Annotated in this window: 16 protein-coding genes; 5 read left to right on the top strand and 11 right to left on the bottom strand. The window is 66.4% G+C overall.

The features are described 5' to 3' along the window. Nucleotides 1-125: 125 nt before the first annotated feature. From glpX to QBJ92_RS16035, 3 genes are all read right to left on the bottom strand, one after another. Nucleotides 126-1097, bottom strand: coding sequence for a class II fructose-bisphosphatase (gene glpX / locus QBJ92_RS16045; protein ID WP_277970707.1), 972 nt, complete (start codon nucleotides 1095-1097; stop codon nucleotides 126-128). 185 nt (nucleotides 1098-1282) lie between these two features. Beyond that, nucleotides 1283-2107, bottom strand: coding sequence for a 2,3,4,5-tetrahydropyridine-2,6-dicarboxylate N-succinyltransferase (dapD, locus tag QBJ92_RS16040; RefSeq protein ID WP_277970706.1), 825 nt, complete (start codon nucleotides 2105-2107; stop codon nucleotides 1283-1285). Beyond that, nucleotides 2104-2772: a pyrimidine 5'-nucleotidase gene (locus tag QBJ92_RS16035; RefSeq protein WP_277970705.1), complete on the bottom strand. Its 669-nt coding sequence runs from the start codon at nucleotides 2770-2772 to the stop codon at nucleotides 2104-2106. Before QBJ92_RS16035 ends, dapD begins: the two co-directional genes overlap by 4 nt. A 76-nt stretch (nucleotides 2773-2848) precedes the next feature. Here QBJ92_RS16035 and QBJ92_RS16030 point away from each other — a divergent pair, with 76 nt between their 5' ends. From QBJ92_RS16030 to QBJ92_RS16020, 3 genes are all read left to right on the top strand, one after another. Further along, nucleotides 2849-5284: a S8 family peptidase gene (locus QBJ92_RS16030; RefSeq protein WP_277970704.1), complete on the top strand. Its 2436-nt coding sequence runs from the start codon at nucleotides 2849-2851 to the stop codon at nucleotides 5282-5284. 23 nt (nucleotides 5285-5307) lie between these two features. Beyond that, the gene (locus tag QBJ92_RS16025) at nucleotides 5308-6306 is read left to right on the top strand and encodes an LLM class flavin-dependent oxidoreductase (RefSeq protein WP_277970703.1); all 999 of its coding nucleotides are present in this window, start codon (nucleotides 5308-5310) and stop codon (nucleotides 6304-6306) included. 348 nt (nucleotides 6307-6654) lie between these two features. Next, nucleotides 6655-7266 carry a PEPxxWA-CTERM sorting domain-containing protein gene (locus tag QBJ92_RS16020; RefSeq protein WP_277970702.1) on the top strand — a complete coding sequence of 204 codons (612 nt, stop codon included), beginning with the start codon at nucleotides 6655-6657 and terminating at the stop codon, nucleotides 7264-7266. 135 nt (nucleotides 7267-7401) lie between these two features. On the opposite strand, the gene QBJ92_RS16015 is transcribed toward QBJ92_RS16020, so the two are convergent. Genes QBJ92_RS16015 through QBJ92_RS16005 form a run of 3 tightly spaced genes read right to left on the bottom strand, consistent with a single transcriptional unit; the run spans nucleotide 7402 to nucleotide 9849 of the window. Next, entirely contained in the window at nucleotides 7402-8823 is a 1422-nt protein-coding gene (locus QBJ92_RS16015; protein ID WP_277970701.1) for a sensor histidine kinase, read from the bottom strand. Nucleotides 8824-8843: 20 nt separating this feature from the next. After that, nucleotides 8844-9509, bottom strand: coding sequence for a response regulator transcription factor (locus QBJ92_RS16010; protein WP_010162021.1), 666 nt, complete (start codon nucleotides 9507-9509; stop codon nucleotides 8844-8846). A gap of 31 nt (nucleotides 9510-9540) precedes the next feature. Further along, nucleotides 9541-9849 (bottom strand): hypothetical protein, encoded by a 309-nt coding sequence (locus QBJ92_RS16005; protein WP_277970700.1) that lies wholly within the window; start codon nucleotides 9847-9849, stop codon nucleotides 9541-9543. 157 nt (nucleotides 9850-10006) lie between these two features. Here QBJ92_RS16005 and QBJ92_RS16000 point away from each other — a divergent pair, with 157 nt between their 5' ends. Continuing rightward, on the top strand, nucleotides 10007-11806 hold the full coding sequence (locus QBJ92_RS16000; RefSeq protein WP_277970699.1) for an ABC-F family ATP-binding cassette domain-containing protein: 1800 nt from the start codon (nucleotides 10007-10009) through the stop codon (nucleotides 11804-11806). Nucleotides 11807-11817: 11 nt separating this feature from the next. On the opposite strand, the gene QBJ92_RS15995 is transcribed toward QBJ92_RS16000, so the two are convergent. The 3 genes from QBJ92_RS15995 to QBJ92_RS15985 form a co-directional block, all read right to left on the bottom strand. Then, nucleotides 11818-12504, bottom strand: a complete 687-nt coding sequence (locus QBJ92_RS15995) for a cytochrome b/b6 domain-containing protein (RefSeq protein WP_277970698.1) — start codon at nucleotides 12502-12504, stop codon at nucleotides 11818-11820. A gap of 5 nt (nucleotides 12505-12509) precedes the next feature. Next, complete coding sequence (locus QBJ92_RS15990) at nucleotides 12510-12992, bottom strand: c-type cytochrome (protein ID WP_277970697.1); 483 nt, start codon at nucleotides 12990-12992, stop codon at nucleotides 12510-12512. Between the two features lie 118 nt (nucleotides 12993-13110). Continuing rightward, nucleotides 13111-14067, bottom strand: a complete 957-nt coding sequence (locus QBJ92_RS15985) for a DUF808 domain-containing protein (protein ID WP_277970696.1) — start codon at nucleotides 14065-14067, stop codon at nucleotides 13111-13113. A gap of 184 nt (nucleotides 14068-14251) precedes the next feature. Here QBJ92_RS15985 and QBJ92_RS15980 point away from each other — a divergent pair, with 184 nt between their 5' ends. After that, nucleotides 14252-15037, top strand: a complete 786-nt coding sequence (locus QBJ92_RS15980; protein WP_277970695.1) for a class I SAM-dependent methyltransferase — start codon at nucleotides 14252-14254, stop codon at nucleotides 15035-15037. 33 nt (nucleotides 15038-15070) lie between these two features. On the opposite strand, the gene QBJ92_RS15975 is transcribed toward QBJ92_RS15980, so the two are convergent. Further along, a complete protein-coding gene (locus QBJ92_RS15975) occupies nucleotides 15071-16669 on the bottom strand; it encodes a methyl-accepting chemotaxis protein (protein WP_277970694.1) in 1599 nt (532 codons plus the stop codon). Then, nucleotides 16666-16965: a hypothetical protein gene (locus QBJ92_RS15970; RefSeq protein WP_277970693.1), complete on the bottom strand. Its 300-nt coding sequence runs from the start codon at nucleotides 16963-16965 to the stop codon at nucleotides 16666-16668. The genes QBJ92_RS15975 and QBJ92_RS15970 overlap by 4 nt, the downstream gene beginning before the upstream one ends. Nucleotides 16966-17008 lie beyond the last annotated feature (43 nt).

Here is a 17008-nt window from a genome sequence, read left to right as displayed (position 1 = left end):
GTGGGCTCGGTACTGTGTATAAGGGACAGGGCTGGGGGTGGGGCTGTACAGATTACCAGCGTTGGTTCTGCTGGACTCCCCCACCCCAACCCCTCCCCTGAAGGGGAGGGGCTTTAGCCTTTAGATCAAATCCGGTGTTCGCCCTTGACCCAGCGCACCGTGCCCGAGCTCGCGCGCATCACTACGCTCTCGGTCGTCATGATCTTGCCCTTGCGCTTCACCCCCGCGAGCAGCGAGCCGTCCGTCACGCCCGTCGCCGCGAAGATGCAGTCGCCGCGCGCGAGTTCGGTCAGGTCATATTGCTTGTCGAGATCGGTCACGCCCCACTTGGCCGCCCGCGCGCGCTCGTCGTCGTTGCGGAACAGCAGCCGCCCCTTGAACTGCCCGCCGACGCAGCGCAGCGCCGCCGCGGCGAGAACGCCTTCCGGAGCGCCCCCGGCCCCCATGTAGATGTCGATCGTCGTATCGGGGTTGGTCGTGGCGATCACGCCCGCGACGTCGCCGTCGCCGATCAGCATGATCCCGCAACCCAGCGCGCGCAGCTCGGCGATCAGCTTCTGGTGCCGCGGACGATCGAGCACGCAGGCGATGATGTCCTTGGGCTCGACACCCTTTGCTGCCGCCAGCGCGCGGACGTTCTCGGTCGGCGACTTGTCGAGGTCGATGATCCCCTCGGGATAGCCCGGGCCGCACGCGATCTTGTCCATATAGACGTCGGGCGCATTGAGCAGCCCGCCTTCTTCGGCGATCGCGAGCACCGCGAGGCTGTTGGGGCCGGCGGTCGCGCAGATCGTCGTGCCTTCCAATGGATCGAGCGCGATGTCGATCTTCGGACCCTTGCCGATCGCCGAACCGACCTTTTCGCCGATGAACAGCATTGGCGCTTCGTCGCGCTCGCCTTCGCCGATGACGACGGTGCCATCCATGTATAGTTCGTTGAGCGCGGCGCGCATCGCCTCGACCGCGGCGGCATCCGCCGCCTTCTCGTCACCGCGCCCGGTGAGGGTCGAGGCGGCAACCGCCGCCGCCTCGGTCACGCGGACCATTTCGAGCACGAGCACGCGGTCGAGCGTCTTGGAGCGGGTAGCTGCGGTCATCGGGTATCCTCTTTGTCGTTTGTCGAGTGGACTAAGCGGGGAGGCAAAGGATGTCGAGGTTGGGGCATTTCTTAAGCCCCTCCCCTTCAGGGGAGGGGTTGGGGGTGGGGCTGTGTCTCGCAGAGCGCGCGCTCTGCTGGACTGCCCCACCCCAACCCCTCCCCCGAGGGGGAGGGGCTATGAGATTAGTCTCGCAGCAATTCGTTGATGCTGGTCTTCGAACGTGTCTGTGCATCCACGCGTTTCACGATCACCGCGCAATACAGCGAGGGCTTGCCGTCGCCGCCGCCCATGCTGCCGGGAACGACAACTGCATAGGGCGGGACTTCGCCGCGGAACACTTCGCCGGTCGCACGGTCGACGATCTTGGTCGAGGCGCCGAGATAGACGCCCATCGAGAGCACCGCGCCTTCGCCGACGCGAACGCCCTCGGCGACTTCGCTGCGCGCGCCGATGAAGGCGCCGTCACCGATGATGACCGGATCCGCCTGGAGCGGCTCGAGTACGCCGCCGATCCCGGCACCGCCCGAGATATGCACGCCCTTGCCGATCTGCGCGCAGCTGCCGACCGTCGCCCAGGTGTCGATCATCGAATTCTCGCCGACATACGCGCCGAGGTTGACGAAGCTGGGCATCAGGACAGCGCCCTTGCCGATGAATGCGCCACGCCGGACGATCGCGCCGGGCACGCTGCGGAAGCCCGCCTGGCGGAATTCAGCCGAACCCCAGCCGTGGAACTTGGAAGGCACCTTGTCCCACCAGTTGGCACCATCGGGACCGCCGGCGATCTCGGCCATGTCGTTTAGCCGGAACGACAGCAGAACGGCCTTCTTGAGCCACTGATTGACGCGCCAGCCACCGTCGCCATCGGGCTCGGCAACGCGCGCCGCGCCCGAATCGAGCTGGTTGAGCGCGGATTCGACGGCGTCGCGGACCTCACCCTTGGTCTCAAAGCTCACCGTGTCGCGCGCATCCCATGCCGCGTCGATCGTCGTCTGCAAGTCGCTCATGCGTCCTCCATAATTGCGTGAAGCCACGCCGTCAGATCGGGCGTGGTGAAGTCGATAAAGCTGCGGTCCTGCTCGGCGGCGGCCTGTTCGGAGCCATTGTCGATCCACACCGTCGTCATGCCGATCGCCTTGGCGGGCGCAAGGTTGCGCGCCATGTCCTCGACGAACAGCGACTCGGTCGGATCGATGTCGAACGCCGCGCACAGCCCGGCATAGGCCGAGGCGTTGGGCTTGGGTTTGAGGTCCATCGCGTGGATGTCGTGGATCGCCTCGAAGCTCTCGCCGAGCCCGAGACGGTCGAGCACGCGGGCCGCATACGGCGTGTCGCCATTGGTGAAGACGATCTTGCGCCCCGGCAACCGTGCGATCGCGGCGGCGAGCGGGGCGTTATGCTCGAGCACGTCCATCTCGATATCGTGGACATCGTCGAGGAAGTGATGCGGATCGACCCCGTGCTCCGCCATCAGCCCGGCGAGCGTCGTGCCGTGATCGAAGAAATACGCCTTCTGGATCCGGCGCGCCTCGACCAGGTCGACGCCCAGCGCCCGCGCGACATAGGCGGTCATCTTGACGTCCATCTGGTCGAACAGCCGCGCCGACGCCGGATACAGCGTGTTATCCAAATCGAAAACCCAATTGCGGATAAGGGCGAGGCGCGCGAGCATTGCGTGCGGGTCCTACGCGCAGGTCGCGCGGTGGGCAAGGCAGCGATGGCATGACCGGGAGACCGCGCACGACACGATGCGCGGATCGCCGGGCAAGGGCCGGGACCAGGGGCGAATCGGAATGACACTGCAACGACGGTTGAGCATGCGCCTCGCGCGGACCACGGCCTTGGGGATTCTGGGTGCCTTGGGGGCGTGCAGTGGCGGTGGTGGGGGCGGCGTCGGTACCTTGCCTGCCCCGCCGTCTGCCCCTGCGCCGACCCCGACCCCGGCGCCGGCTCCGACACCTACTCCCGCGCCCACGCCCACGCCCACACCCACACCGACGCCTGCGCCGACCAATTACGACACGGCCGAATATCGCGCGACCGTCGGCGCGGTGTCGGCGAACGCGTTGGCATTGTATCAGGCGGGGGCGACGGGGCGGAACATCACCGTCGGGATCGTCGATAGCGGCGTGAACCTTACGAGCGAGGAATTCACCGGTCGCATTTCCGCGGCGTCCGCCAATGTCGCGGGCGGGACGAGCGCGGGAGACGAGGACGGGCATGGCACCGCGGTCGCCTTCACGCTCGCGGGGCGGCGCAACGATTCGGGGACGCACGGGATGGCGTTCGACGCGACGATCCTTGCTGCGCGGGCGGATGCGCCGGGATCGTGCGGCACCGAGGGCGCCGGGACCGATAAATGCACCTTCGCCGACACCGCGATCGCGCGCGGGATCGACCTTGCAGTGAACAACGGTGCGCGCGTCATCAACATCTCGCTTGGCGGGATCGGGGTGGGGAGTTCGGTGGTCAACGCGGTCAACCGTGCGACCGCCGCCGGGATCGTCATCGTGATCGCCGCGGGGAACGATTTCGCGACCGACCCGACCACCGCGGTCAATCCCGACGGGTTCGCGCAGGTCGCCAACACCGCGGCCGCACGCGGGCTCGTCATCATCGCGGGCTCGGTCGGCGCGAACACCACCCGTGCCGCGGGGGCCGACACGATCTCCAGCTTCAGCAACCGCGCCGGCAATTCGTCCGCGCATTATCTCGCGGCGGTCGGGGAGGGAGTCCGCGCGCCCGACCAGACCGGTGCGCCGTTCCTGTGGTCGGGCACGTCCTTCGCCGCGCCGCAGATCGCGGGCGCGGCGGCGTTGCTCGCGCAGGCCTTCCCCAATCTGACCGGGGCGCAGATCGTCCAGATTCTCTACGCCTCCGCGCGCGATGCGGGGGCGGCGGGCGAGGATGCGGTGTACGGCAAAGGCGTGCTCGACCTGACGCGCGCGTTTCAGCCACTTGGCGGAACATCGGTGGCGGGAACGCAGTCGGCGGCGTCGCTTGGGTCGAACGCGGTCTTGTCCGCGCCGATGGGGGATGCGGCGCAAGGCGCGCTGGGTGCGGTCGTCCTCGACGGGTTCAGCCGCGCCTTTGCGGTCGATCTCGCCCGGACGATTCACCGCGATGGCCCCGCGCCGACGCTGCTCGGCCAGTTGCAGGCGACGACGCGCACGATAACGACCGATGTGGGGAACGGAATGAGCGTTGCGTTGACGGTCGCGCCCGTCACGGGCGGCGGCGCGAGCGTGTCGCGCCTGATGCTGTCGCGCGCCAATGCCGATCAGGCCCGCACGATCGCGGGAACGGTGACGAGCCGGCTGGGCACGAAGGCCAGTTTCGCGGTCGGGTTCGCGGAGGGCGGCGCGCTGTTGACCGCCCGCCTCGTCGGGCGCGGCGACCCGGCGTTCCTCGTCGCGCGGGATCCAGTGCAGGGCGCGGGTTTCGACAGCCGTGCCCGCGGGTCGAGCGCGGTCCGCCGCCAGATCGGCGCGTTCGGCCTGACCGCCGCGGTCGAAAGCGGCGATGCGCTGTCACGCGATCCCGATGCGCTCGCCGCGATCCGCAACCGCTATCGCCGCTACGGATATGATCGCAGCGCGATCACGCTGGATCGTACGGTGGGGAATCTCGCACTGGCGCTGACCGGTACGCGGCTGGCCGAGCAGGCGACGGTGCTGGGCGCGCACTTCGGCGACGCGCTGGGCGGGACGCGCGCGACGAGCTGGTTTCTCGATGGTGCGGCGCGGTTCGATGCGGGCGCGGGATGGACGATCGGCGGATCGGTTCGGCAGGGCTGGACGATGGCGGACGTGCGCGGTGGCTTGCAGGGACGGGGAATGCTCCGCACCAATGCGTTCGCCGCCGACGTCGGCAAGGCGCGACTGTTCGGGATGCGCGACAGTTTCGGGTTGCGCATCGCGCAACCGTTGCGCGTGGCGCGGGGCGGGATCGATCTGACGCTGCCGACCGCCTATGATTATGACACGCTCGCGGTCACGACGTGGACCACGCAGCGGATGAACCTCGCCCCAACTGGGCGCGAGATCGACCTGGAGGCGCGCTATGCGCTGCCGTTGTGGACGGGAATGCTCCAGACCAATTTGTTCCTGCGGCGCCAGCCCGGCAATTTCGTCGCGCTGGGAGAAGATGTCGGCGCAGCGGCGCGGTGGTCGGTAGCATTCTGAAACGGGCTTCCCATATCGGGTCCATGACTGCTTATTCCCTGCTCGATCTCGTCCCCGTCGTCGAAGGCGGGAGCGTCGCCCAGGCGCTCCGCAACGCCGGCGACCTTGCCGCACATGCCGAAAGCCTTGGCTTCTCGCGCTACTGGACTGCCGAACATCACGGCATGACCGGGATCGCGAGCGCCGCGACCTCGGTCGTGCTTGCGCATATCGGTCAGGCGACGTCGACGATCCGGATCGGCGCGGGCGGGATCATGCTGCCCAACCATGCGCCGCTGGCGATCGCCGAACAGTTCGGCACGCTCGACGCGCTGTTCCCGGGGCGGATCGATCTCGGACTTGGGCGTGCGCCGGGGTCGGACCAGATCGTCGCGCGCGCGATGCGGCGCAGCCTCAACACCGATCCCAACGCCTTTCCCAACGATGTGGTCGAGTTGCAGAGTTATTTCGCCGGTGACGGTCAGACGGGTGTCCGCGCGACCCCGGGGGCGGGGGCCGACGTGTCGCTGTGGATCCTCGGGTCGAGCACGTACGGCGCGCAACTGGCGGCGATGCTCGGGCTGCCGTACGCATTCGCGTCGCATTTCGCGCCGGATGCGCTGATGTCCGCGATCGACATTTATCGCCGCACGTTCCGCCCCTCGGCGGTGCTGGCGAAGCCGCACGTGATGGCGGGCTTCAACGTGTTTGCGGCGGACACCGACGCGGAAGGCGCGTTGATCGCAAGTTCGCAGGAGCAGGCGTTTGTCGCCTTGCGCACCGGCAATCCGCGCCAGTTGCCGCCGCCGGTCGAGGGGTATCGCGAGAGCCTTGGGCCACAGGGCGGCGCGATCCTCGATCACGTGCTGTCGTGTTCGGCAGTCGGCGGCCCGGCGAAGGTGGCACGCGAAATTGCGGCGTTCGTAGCACGGACGGGCGTGGACGAACTGATGATCGCCAGTTCGATCTACGATCATGCGGCGCGCAAGCGCAGCCTTTCGATCACTGCCGACGTCCTGCGCAACCACGCGATGGCGGCCTGAACCGAACGTTCCGCCTCGGTGGGTAAACGGCCTGCTTTGCGCAGGGTTTAGCGGCGCCGGACGGCGTGGACCGGTAGGGTGTCGCTAGATCTTACACTCGTGATTTTTATGAACCGATGATGAATACTGCCGATCCCGGGGATAATGTGCCAGACGGTCGGTCGCGCCTTAGCCCGGCAGGACGTATGGAGCTCCTGGAGGGGCATGAGGCATCTTTGATAAGATGCTGATTTACCACAACTGTCGCTCAAGCTTACACATCTCCGTCCAATACCCCCGACCGCCCTCCGCAGCGCATTTGGCACGAGAATTGCTACCTCGTGGCGGAATAGTGTTTAGGAGTATGGAATGCGTACCAAGTTTCTCGTTGCAGCAGCTGCAACCGCGATCGCCATAGTTTCGACGAACGCCTATGCGGCCGCCAACCTGACCAGCGTCGCAATCACCGGCGTCGGCTCGCAGGGAAACTGGGCGACTTCGAACGACACGTTCACGTTGTTCATGCAGCACCCCTACCTCACCGGTCTGAACGCCGCGGACGGCAGCATCAATTTCGCGACGCTGAACGGCACCAACGACTTCCTGCTGACGGGTGAAGGCACCACGGTGAACCCCGGGTTCAACGCCTACGCAATCGTCTTCACCTTCGGTGACGGCGCGACGATCTCGGGCGCGTACAACACGCTGTTCGGCTTCTCGGCGGGCTCGAGCGCAACCGTTGGCAACACCACCTACACCGTGACCGATTTCGCCTGGAACCGTGGCGGTGGCGACCTCGTTGGCGCCAACACGATCGGCAAGAGCGGCGTTACCGATTTCGCGGGTCTCGCGCAGTTCGACGTGGTCGAGAGCGCAGTTCCCGAGCCCACCACTTGGCTCATGATGCTGGCCGGCTTCGGCATGGTCGGCGCTGGCCTCCGTTCGCGCGGCAAGGTCCGCACGAGCGTTACTTACGCCTGAACGCATCCGCGTTCACCGTTGACGGGAAAAGCCGTCGGTCCACCCGGGCCGGCGGTTTTTTCTGTTTGAGCGGATCGTGGGGCGGTGGGCGCAGTTTCGTTTGAACGCTGGCCCCTCGCGTACTGCCGCATCCGGTTAGTTGGCGGCGGGTAGTCGCAGCCGGACGAGCAATCCGCCAAGGTCCTCGCTCTCCTCGAGCGAGACGGTTCCCTCGTAGATCTCCGCGACGTCGCGGACGATCGCCATACCGAGTCCGGTCCCGGGCTTGCCAGAATCAAGCCGTACGCCACGATCGAAGATGCGGATCCGCTCCTCCTCGGGAATGCCGACGCCATCGTCCTCGATCAGGAATTCGACGAAGCCCGAGTGCTTGGCGACCGTGACGAACACACTGCCCCCGCCATACTTCGCGGCATTCTCGATCAGATTGCCCAGCATCTCGTCGAGGTCCTGCCGTTCGACATGGACCTGAAGATCGCGTGGGCCCGACGTATCGATGCGGACGTGGCGATACAGCACCCCGACCGCGCGCTCGACCGATTCCAGGCTCGGCCATACGTCGGCGCGACTGTGCGCGGACCCCCGCCGCCCGACCGCGCGCGCGCGGGCAAGATGATGATCGACTTGCCGCCGCATCGTTCGCGCCTCACGCACGACCGTCTCGCCGAGATCGTCCGCCTTGGCGGTGGCGGCGTTCATGATGACGGTCAGCGGGGTCTTGAGCGCATGCGCAAGGTTGCCGGCATGGCGCCGCGCTTCCTCCGCCTGGCGTTCGTTATGCTCGATCAACGCGTTGAGTTCCTCGACCAGCGGCGCGACTTCGTTCGGCATCGGGCGCTCGACCTGCCGCGCCTTACCCGCGCGCATCCGCGCGATTTCGTCGCGGACTCGCCGGAGCGGCCACAGCCCGTAAAAGGTCTGCAGCGCCGCCATCACGATCAGCCCGAACGCGAGCAGCAGGAAGCTGCGCAGCAGCGTCTTGCGCAACACGCGGATCTGCGCGTCGAGCCCATCGCGGACCTGCGCGACCTGAAACCGCCACCGCACCTTCGATCCGGGGAGCGTCACGTCGCGCTCGACGATCCGCAGCTTCTCGGGCGGGTCCGCCTTGGGATCGACGAACTGGTTGCTGTCATAAGCGTGGACGGCAAGATCGGTATGATGTGCGCCGTACGCCAGCTTGCGATCCCACAGCGAGCGCGAGGCATAGCTTTCCTGCCCCGGCGCGCTGACCTGATAATAGAGCCCCGAATTGGGTTCGAGGAACCGCTGGTCGGCGGGTTCGCGCGTGTTCAGCACTTCGCCCTCGGGGCCGATTTCGGCCGAGACGATCAGCGCGGTCAGCACATATTCCAGCTGATCGTCAAAATTGCGCGTGACCGCGGTGACGAGGATGCTGTCGAGCGCATAGCCGCCGCCGGTCAACAACAGCAGGATCCACCCGGCCGCGATCAGGATCATCCGGCGGCTGAGCGATCCCGTCGTCTTGACGCGCGGCAGGCCCCGCGGCTCCGCCTCGATCGGCGGGAGCGATACGGGCGAGTCCGCCTCAGCCATAGATGAATACCCGATCCGGATCAGGCATCGGGATCCTCGAGGCTATAGCCGAGCCCGCGGATCGTGGTGATGACATCCTGCCCGAGCTTCTTGCGGATGCGCGTGACGAACACTTCGATCGTGTTCGAATCGCGATCGAAATCCTGGTCATAGATATGTTCGATCAACTCGGTGCGGCTAACCACCTTGCCCTTGTGATGAAGCAGGTAGCTGAGCAGCTTGTATTCCTGCGCGGTCATCTTGACCGATTCGCCGTTGAGCGTGACCTTGCCGCTGCGCGTATCGAGCCGGACACCGCCCGCGGTCAGTTCGGACGAGGCGTTGCCCGAAGCGCGGCGGATCAGCGCGCGCAGGCGGGCGATCAGCTCTTCGGACTGGAACGGCTTGGCGACATAATCGTCCGCACCCGCATCGAGCCCGGCGACCTTGTCCGACCAGCTGTCGCGCGCGGTCAGCACCAGCACCGGCGCGGTGCGGCCTTCCTTGCGCCAGCGATCGAGCACCGTCAGCCCGTCGATCTCCGGCAGGCCGAGATCGAGAATGATCGCGTCGTAATTCTCGGTCGAGCCGAGGAAGTGGCCTTCCTCGCCATCGGTCGCGAGGTCGATCGCATAGCCGGCCCCTTCCAGCGTGCTCTTGAGCTGCTGGCCGAGATTGGGTTCGTCCTCGACGATCAGAACGCGCATGCAGTATCCCCTTGGACGGCGCCGATGGCGCTCAATTGCCGGTGCGGCCGAGGATCTGGCCAGAGCGACCATCGACCTCGACCCAGATGACCGATCCATTGCGCAGGAATTTCAGTGTGTAAATCCCACCCTCCGGATCGAAGTCGAACCCGAGATACAGCGCGCCGGGCATTGTCGGCACGACCCGCGCCTCGATATCCTTGGACGGAAGCCATCGTCCTTCGCGCCGGCCCCGCAGCGCTTCGCGCTGGTCGCTATGCTGCATCAACGCCGCAACTGGCCGCAGCGCGGGCGCAGGGGTTACGGCAAGTCCCACGAGAATGGCGGCTAGCATCGTCATTGGCTTGGCATAGCTACCGCGCGTTGAACAGCCTGTGAATGGTGCAACTTCCAGGATGAAATGAAGGGCGCTTCCTATGGCGATGCCGGACCCGCTCATGCCGTCGCATCCGCCACACCGCTTGCTTGCAACGCCCCCGCAGCCTAACGCGCCCGTCATGGCTGCACCTATTCTCGCATACGAAAATCTCGGCATCATTCAGGGCTCGGGCTGGCTCTTTCGCGGGCTCGACATTCACGTCGGCCCGCGCGACCGGCTTGCGCTGATCGGGCGCAACGGCGCTGGCAAGACCACGCTGTTGAAATTGCTCGGCGGCAAAATCGATTCGGACGAGGGGCGTCGTACGATCGTCCCCGGCACGCGCGTGATCCAGCTCGAGCAGGAACCCGCGATGACCGGGTGCCATACGCTCGCGGACTATGTCCTTGGCGGCGACGATGCGCCGCAGCAATATGAAGCCGAGGCGATCGCCGACAAGCTCGGGATCGACCTCACCCGCGAAGCCGCCAAGGCCTCGGGCGGTGAACGCCGTCGCGCTGCGATCGTCCGTGCATTCGCGCAGAACCCGGACGTATTGCTGCTCGACGAGCCGACCAACCATCTCGACATCGGCGCGATCGAATGGATCGAGGAGTGGCTTCAGCGGTTCCGTGGCGCGTTTGTCGTCATCAGCCATGACCGCACCTTCCTGACCAAGCTGACCAAGCAGACGCTTTGGATGGATCGCGGAAATTTGCGGCGTGCCGAGATCGGTTTCGGCGGGTTCGATGCGTGGACCGAGCAGGTCTATGCCGACGAGCAGCGCAATGCCGAGAAGCTCGACGCGAAATTGAAGCTGGAGGAGCATTGGCTGCTGCGCGGCGTCACCGGGCGGCGCAAGCGCAACCAGGGCCGCCTGACCAAGCTGGTCGAGATGCGCGCCGAACGCGCGTCGATGGTCGGGCCGCAGGGCTCCGCCAACCTGACGATCGGCACCGACGATGCACGCTCGAAGGTGGTAATCGACGCGAAGCACATTTCCAAGGCGTTCGGCGACCGCACGATCATTGGCGACCTGTCGCTGCGGGTGACGCGCAAGGACCGGATCGGCATCGTCGGCGCGAACGGCGCGGGCAAATCGACGCTGCTCAAGCTGCTGACCGGCGAATTGGAGCCGGACACGGGCACCATCCGCTTCGCCAAGACGATCGAGCGGATCGTGATCGATCAGCAACGCAGCAAGATGGAGCCCGACAAGACGATCCGCGACGTGCTCGCGGACGGCGGCGACTGGATCGAGGTGCAGGGAATCCGCAAGCATGTCGTCGGCTATTTGAAGGAATTCCTCTTCGAGCCCGGCGTGCTCGACGCCAAGATCGGCACGCTGTCGGGTGGCGAACGCTCGCGGCTGTTGCTGGCGCGCGAATTCGCCAAGCCGTCCAACCTGCTGGTGCTGGACGAGCCGACCAACGATCTCGATCTCGAGACGCTCGACCTGCTGCAGGACGTGATCGGCGACTATGACGGGACCGTGCTGATCGTCAGTCACGACCGTGACTTTCTCGACCGCACCGTGACGATCACGCTCGGGCTCGACGGGTCTGGCACGGTCGACGTCGTCGCGGGCGGCTATGAGGATTGGGAGCGCCGCCGCAAGGCTGCTGCGCCGACCAAGCGGGGCGCGATCGCCAAGAATGCGACGTCCGCGCCGGCACCCGTCGCGGGCGGCGCGGCGCCGGGCAAGGTCAAGCTGACCTACAAGGACCAGCGCGATTACGAGTTGCTGCCCAAGCGGATCGAGACGCTCGACGCGGCGATCATGCGCGATCAGGAACTGCTGTCCGACCCGGAACTCTACACGCGCGATCCCGACCTGTTCGAGCGGTTGATGGCGGCGATCGGCCAGGCGCAGGCGGACAAGGACGCGGCGGAATTGCGCTGGCTGGAACTCGCGGAAATGGTCGAGGGGCAGGGGTAAGCGGCAGCGGCCTAGAAGCGGAACCCGCGGGCGACGGCGATTGCGATCGCCGCCGCACCGGCCGCACCGAGAACGGCCTTCCACAACCACGCTTGATGGTCGTCGATGGCGCCCGGTCGAGGGTCTGGTAGCTGGCTGCGGCCAGTGATCATCTGCGCGGTCAGGTTCTTGCCGCGCACCAGATAAAAGACGATCGCCACCACGTGCACCGCAACCAGTGCGAGCAGGGCGTTGAAGACCCAGCCGTGGATCTCCGCGGCGAGCCGTCCCTGGTCGAAGCTGACGTAATCCGCGAGCGGCCCGGATTCGAGCCCGTCGACATCGACCGCGAACAGGCCGGCGCCAACCATTGCGCATAGCGTGACGAGCATCGCGACGACGCTCCATCCGCCAAGCGGGTTATGCCCCGGCGCGCGCGTGGCGTCCTGTCCGCGCACATACGCCAGGACCGCGTGCGGACCGCGCACGAACCGGGCGAAGCGCGCCGTCGGGCTGCCGACCAGACCCCAGTACAGGCGGAACAGCAGCAGGGCGAGGATCGTCAGGCCCGACAGGCGATGCCAGTCCATCAGGTGCTGCTCCCCGCTCCACCATGAAAAGCCGAGCAGGGCGACGAGTAGCCAGTGGAACAGGCGGATCGGCACGTCCCACACGCGCGCACCGCGAGTCGTCCCGGGTGAGGGGCGGGGGGACGCCATGCCGGTCAGGTTTCCTTGCGGAACTTGCGATGGCATCCGCCGCAGACCGCACCGGTCGCCTTCATCTGCGCGCCGATCGCTGCCGCGTTCCCGGTGTTGCTGACGGCGACGAGCTTGTCGGCTTCGGTCACGAGCTTGGCCATCTGCGCATCGAAGGTAGCGCGGTCGGTCCAGATATTGCGCAGGGCTTCGGTCTTGAGGCCGGGTGCGGGACCGCTGCCTGCGGGGAACAGTTTGCCTTGTCCGCGCGCGGTCGTCGCGATCGTTTGCGCCGCCGCGACCATCTTGGCCTTCACGGGCGCGCCGCTTTTGAGTTGCGCGCCGAGCGCCTTCATCGCGCCGCCCATCTTCTTGAAGCCGGCCTGGCGGGTCGCCACGACGGCACTCGCCGACGGTGCCGCACTCGCCGCAAGCGTGCTGGTGAACAGGGTGGCCGAGACGGCGATCGCGACGAGCGATCCCGTTTTGAAGGTAACCAGACGAGACATCTCTCATTCCTCCGATGGCAGCGCTGCGACACTTGTCTCGCATCTGCGTGCAATGCGCCAGTGAGAATTGCCGTCCGGTTCCTGGTGCGCGGTTGGCCGGAAGCCCGGCCTTGATCCGCTAGTGCGCGACGGGCTTCCGACCGAACAGCGCGAGGAGCCGAGGGACGATCAGCGCGAGGATTCCGCCTGCCACCAGCCCGACCAATGCGGAGGCAAACGCAAAGCCGAACCAGTGGCCCACACCTGGCGCAAAGGGGACTAACCGGGCAAACAACGCCGCAAGGGCCTCGGCCGCATGCGGGATCGAGGTGAGATGGAATTCCTCCAGCCCATGTACCAGAATGCCGCCACCGACCCACAGCATCGCCACCGTGCCAATTTTCGCAAGCGCGCCGAGTACCACCGGCATCGCGGCGACCAACCCGCGTCCGACGGCGCGGGGCGTGGCGCCGGGTCGCTGCGCCAGGTGAAGCCCGATGTCGTCCATCTTCACGATCAGCCCGACGATGCCGTAGACACCCGCCGTGATCAGGAGGGAGACCGCCACCAGTGCCGCGGCCTGCGTGAGGATCGGCTGGTCCGACACTTCGGACAAGGCGATCGCCATGATCTCGGCGGACAGGATCAGATCGGTGCGCACCGCGCCCGCGACCTTCGTATTCTCGACCATCTCGGCGGTCTGCCCTTCCACGGCAGCCTCTTCGGCATGCGCGTCATGCCCCAGGAAGGCGCCGAGGATCTTCTCCGCGCCTTCGAAGGCAAGATACAGCCCGCCGAGCATCAGGATCGGCGTGATGATCCACGGCAGGAACGCGCTGAACAACAGCGCAGCGGGCAGCAGGAACAGCAGCTTGTTGCGCAGAGATCCCTTGGCGATCCGCCAGATGATCGGCAATTCGCGCGCCGGGGTGAGGCCGGAAACGTATTTCGGCGTGACCGCCGCGTCGTCGACCACCACGCCCACCGCCTTGGAGGACGCCTTCAACGAGGCGGCCGTGACGTCGTCGACCGAGGCGGCGGCAAGCCGCGCAATCGCGGCAACGTCGTCGAGCAGCGCGACCAGACCTGAGGGCATGTGTAAGCTTTCCGATGGAACCAACGCAGACGGGATGACGCCCGGTTATGGGGGAACCCCGTTCGGTGCTTATCGATCCGTGCGCCCCGCGCAACAGTGTCGCGCGTACGTTGGCCGATGCGGGCGTGGACAAAGTGCGCTATGGGACGCGCGGGCCGCGAGGGTCCTTAGGGGGGAGAAATTGATGCGGACGATGTGGATGAGTCTGGTTGCGACCGCGCTGGTCGCGGGGACGGTGTTGGCAGCGGAAGCCCCAGCGGCACCGCGGGCGGTGGCCTCCGTGCATTCCGCAAAGGAGACACAGCGCGCGATCAGCAAGGCACTGTCCGATCCCGCGCGCGCCGACGCACGGGGCGACGATGCTCGGCGCAGGACCGCCGAAGTATTGGCGTTCGCGGGTGTCGGGCCAGGGGATGAAGTGGTCGATTTCCTGCCGGGCGGCGGATATTGGACGCGGATCCTGTCGGGCGTCGTCGGCAAGGCCGGACACGTCTATGCGATCTGGCCCGCTGAAGGTGCCAAATACGCCGAGAAGACGATCCCTGCGTTGGAGGCGCGGCATCTGTCGAACACGTCGCTGATGGTCATGTCGGGGCCGGAAATGCGCGCTTCGGAGCCGGTCGATCTGGTCTGGACGGTCCAGAATTATCACGACGTCGCGAACACGCCGGCCGGTGAAGCGACACTCGATGCGTTCAACCGGCAGGTGTTCGCCGCGCTCAAGCCCGGCGGGACCTATGTCGTGATCGACCATGCGGACGCGCCTGGTAGCGGTCTTGCGGGAACGTCGACCAAGCACCGGATCGATCCTGCCGCGGTCAAGGCGGAAGTCGTCAAGGCGGGCTTCGTGTTCGACGGCGAGAGCGACGTTCTGCGCAATCCCGCCGACGATCATAGCGCCGGGGTGTTCGACCCAACGATCAAAGGGAAGACCGACCAGTTCGTCTTTCGGTTCCGCAAGCCGCGCTGACCCGGACCGCCTGCCCGCAATCCGGGATTGCGGTCAGGCGGCGGCCGCGTGGTCGTCCTGCAGGAATGAAACGAAACGATCGGTCGAGCGGAGCAGATCGCGCGCACTGACCGCGAGTTCGCCCGCGCTCCGGCTGACGTCGGCGGACAGGGATGAGGCGCTGCCCCCGGCCCGCGCGACATCGGTAATCCGCCGTTCCACTTCGTCCGCGGTCGCTGCGGCACGGTCGGCTCCGGCATCGACGTCCTCTGCGGTCGTGCGCTGCTCGGCAGCCGCGGTCGCGATACCGGACGCCGCAAGCGACACCTGCTGGATGGCATCGCTGACGCTGTTCAGCTTCGTGCCCGTAGCGGCCACGCCAGCACGGATCCCTGAGATGAGATTTCCGATGCGGTCGCTGGCGCGAGTCGTCTCGGCCGACAATCCCTTCACTTCTCCTGCGACAACGGCAAAGCCACGTCCCGCGTCGCCCGCCCGTGCCGCCTCGATCGTGGCGTTGAGCGCGAGCAGGTTGGTCTTCGCCGCGATCTTGCGGATGTCGTCGAGAAACCCTTCGATCTGGACGGCGTGTTCCTCCAGCATCCCGACCGTCTCGACGCTCCGTTTCGCTTCGGAACGCGCCGTATCGGTCAAAACCGACTGACGATCCGCGGCGATGGCGATCGTCTGTACCGATTGCGACAGTGTCCGGATCGTCGCGGCAACCTGCGCGATGTCCGAAGCCGCGTGCCCGGCGCCGGCTGCAGCTTCATCCGCGTCGTGCTTCGTGCTGTCGGTAATGCTTTCCAACTGGACCGCGGCTTGTTCGAGCCGCTGTGTCGAATCTCCGATCATCTTGATCACCGACGTGACCGATCGTTCGAACTCGTTCGCGATGGTGACGAGCTCGGCGCGGCGTTCGTTGGCCGTACGGCGGGCCTGCTCCTCGCGCTGCTGACGCTCACGCCCGGCATCAGCGGCGGCGAATCGCGCCTGCTGCATCGCATGTTCGGTCTGGCGCCGCCCGTCATCGGCGGTTCTCGCCAGCTCCTCCGCGCGCTGGAGCGCCGCTTGCTGCCCCAGGATCAACCGCTCGAGCTGGATCGTCAGCACCGTCAACACGCCGAATTGCAGTCCGACCGCAACGACGTGGAACAGAATTCGCCCGATATTCCCTGTTCCGGAAAACACATATTGCGGCGCAAGCCATTCGAGCGAGACATGGTGCAGCGCCGTCAGCACCGTGGCGACCATGATCGGACGCCAGTCCGCCAGAATGACGAGCCCGGCCATTCCGACGAAGAAATACATGTGCGCGTCCATCTGCCACGCATGGCCCTTCAGCAGGAAGACCAGCATCGCGGGCAGGATCGCCGCAGTCGAGCCCATCAGCGTGCGTGCCGGCGCATCGTACCGCCCGCGCAGCGCAACCAACGTCGGCGCGATGTTGACGGCGACGCCGATCACGAGCAGCGGCATGCCGACGCCAGCGTCCAGTACGGCATTCCCGACGAGCAGCAGCGCAAGCGCCGCCCAACCGATCACGCCCCAGATCCGGACTCCGCGAAGCCGCATCCGATCCAGCGCGTTGCTCGGCATCGAGTCCGGCGCGAAGATCCGGAGCGAGGAGAATGATCCCAAACGCGCCGTCACGTCAGCGACCCCAAGGCTTTGATAGTACCGCACCCCGTTGCTGGCGCGGCCAGGATCAGCACGTCGCCCGCCGGTATCCGCCGCGCGATCCGGGTGCGATCGCCAACCACCACGAGCGAGTTGGGCACCGGGCCATTGCCGAGCAGCATCGCCCCGCCAGCCCGTGCGAGAACCGCAACCGAGCTACCGTCCTGATGCAGCAATGGTACGAGCAGCAAAGCGCCGGACTGCGGCGGCCAAAGCGCCATTCCGATCAGCGATGCGACGATCGCTGCAAGCTGACAGGGGAGGGCCATTCCGATCGGGGGGTATCGCATCCTCCCGACGTACGGGACCGTC

This window comes from Sphingomonas echinoides (genome assembly GCF_029623395.1).
Taxonomy (GTDB): Bacteria; Pseudomonadota; Alphaproteobacteria; order Sphingomonadales; family Sphingomonadaceae; genus Sphingomonas; species Sphingomonas echinoides_A.
Note: the sequence above shows the minus strand (reverse complement) of the source record. Positions and strands in the feature narration are given on the sequence as shown.

Bases quoted from the DNA above. Each gene is read 5' to 3' on its own strand.
- glpX (WP_277970707.1), bottom strand. From the start codon at position 1,097: ATGACCGCAGCTACCCGCTCCAAGACGCTCGACCGCGTGCTCGTGCTC.
- dapD (WP_277970706.1), bottom strand. From the start codon at position 2,107: ATGAGCGACTTGCAGACGACGATCGACGCGGCATGGGATGCGCGCGAC.
- QBJ92_RS16035 (WP_277970705.1), bottom strand. From the start codon at position 2,772: ATGCTCGCGCGCCTCGCCCTTATCCGCAATTGGGTTTTCGATTTGGAT.
- QBJ92_RS16030 (WP_277970704.1), top strand. From the start codon at position 2,849: ATGCGCGGATCGCCGGGCAAGGGCCGGGACCAGGGGCGAATCGGAATG.
- QBJ92_RS16025 (WP_277970703.1), top strand. From the start codon at position 5,308: ATGACTGCTTATTCCCTGCTCGATCTCGTCCCCGTCGTCGAAGGCGGG.
- QBJ92_RS16020 (WP_277970702.1), top strand. From the start codon at position 6,655: ATGCGTACCAAGTTTCTCGTTGCAGCAGCTGCAACCGCGATCGCCATA.
- QBJ92_RS16015 (WP_277970701.1), bottom strand. From the start codon at position 8,823: ATGGCTGAGGCGGACTCGCCCGTATCGCTCCCGCCGATCGAGGCGGAG.
- QBJ92_RS16010 (WP_010162021.1), bottom strand. From the start codon at position 9,509: ATGCGCGTTCTGATCGTCGAGGACGAACCCAATCTCGGCCAGCAGCTC.
- QBJ92_RS16005 (WP_277970700.1), bottom strand. From the start codon at position 9,849: ATGACGATGCTAGCCGCCATTCTCGTGGGACTTGCCGTAACCCCTGCG.
- QBJ92_RS16000 (WP_277970699.1), top strand. From the start codon at position 10,007: ATGGCTGCACCTATTCTCGCATACGAAAATCTCGGCATCATTCAGGGC.
- QBJ92_RS15995 (WP_277970698.1), bottom strand. From the start codon at position 12,504: ATGGCGTCCCCCCGCCCCTCACCCGGGACGACTCGCGGTGCGCGCGTG.
- QBJ92_RS15990 (WP_277970697.1), bottom strand. From the start codon at position 12,992: ATGTCTCGTCTGGTTACCTTCAAAACGGGATCGCTCGTCGCGATCGCC.
- QBJ92_RS15985 (WP_277970696.1), bottom strand. From the start codon at position 14,067: ATGCCCTCAGGTCTGGTCGCGCTGCTCGACGACGTTGCCGCGATTGCG.
- QBJ92_RS15980 (WP_277970695.1), top strand. From the start codon at position 14,252: ATGCGGACGATGTGGATGAGTCTGGTTGCGACCGCGCTGGTCGCGGGG.
- QBJ92_RS15970 (WP_277970693.1), bottom strand. From the start codon at position 16,965: ATGGCCCTCCCCTGTCAGCTTGCAGCGATCGTCGCATCGCTGATCGGA.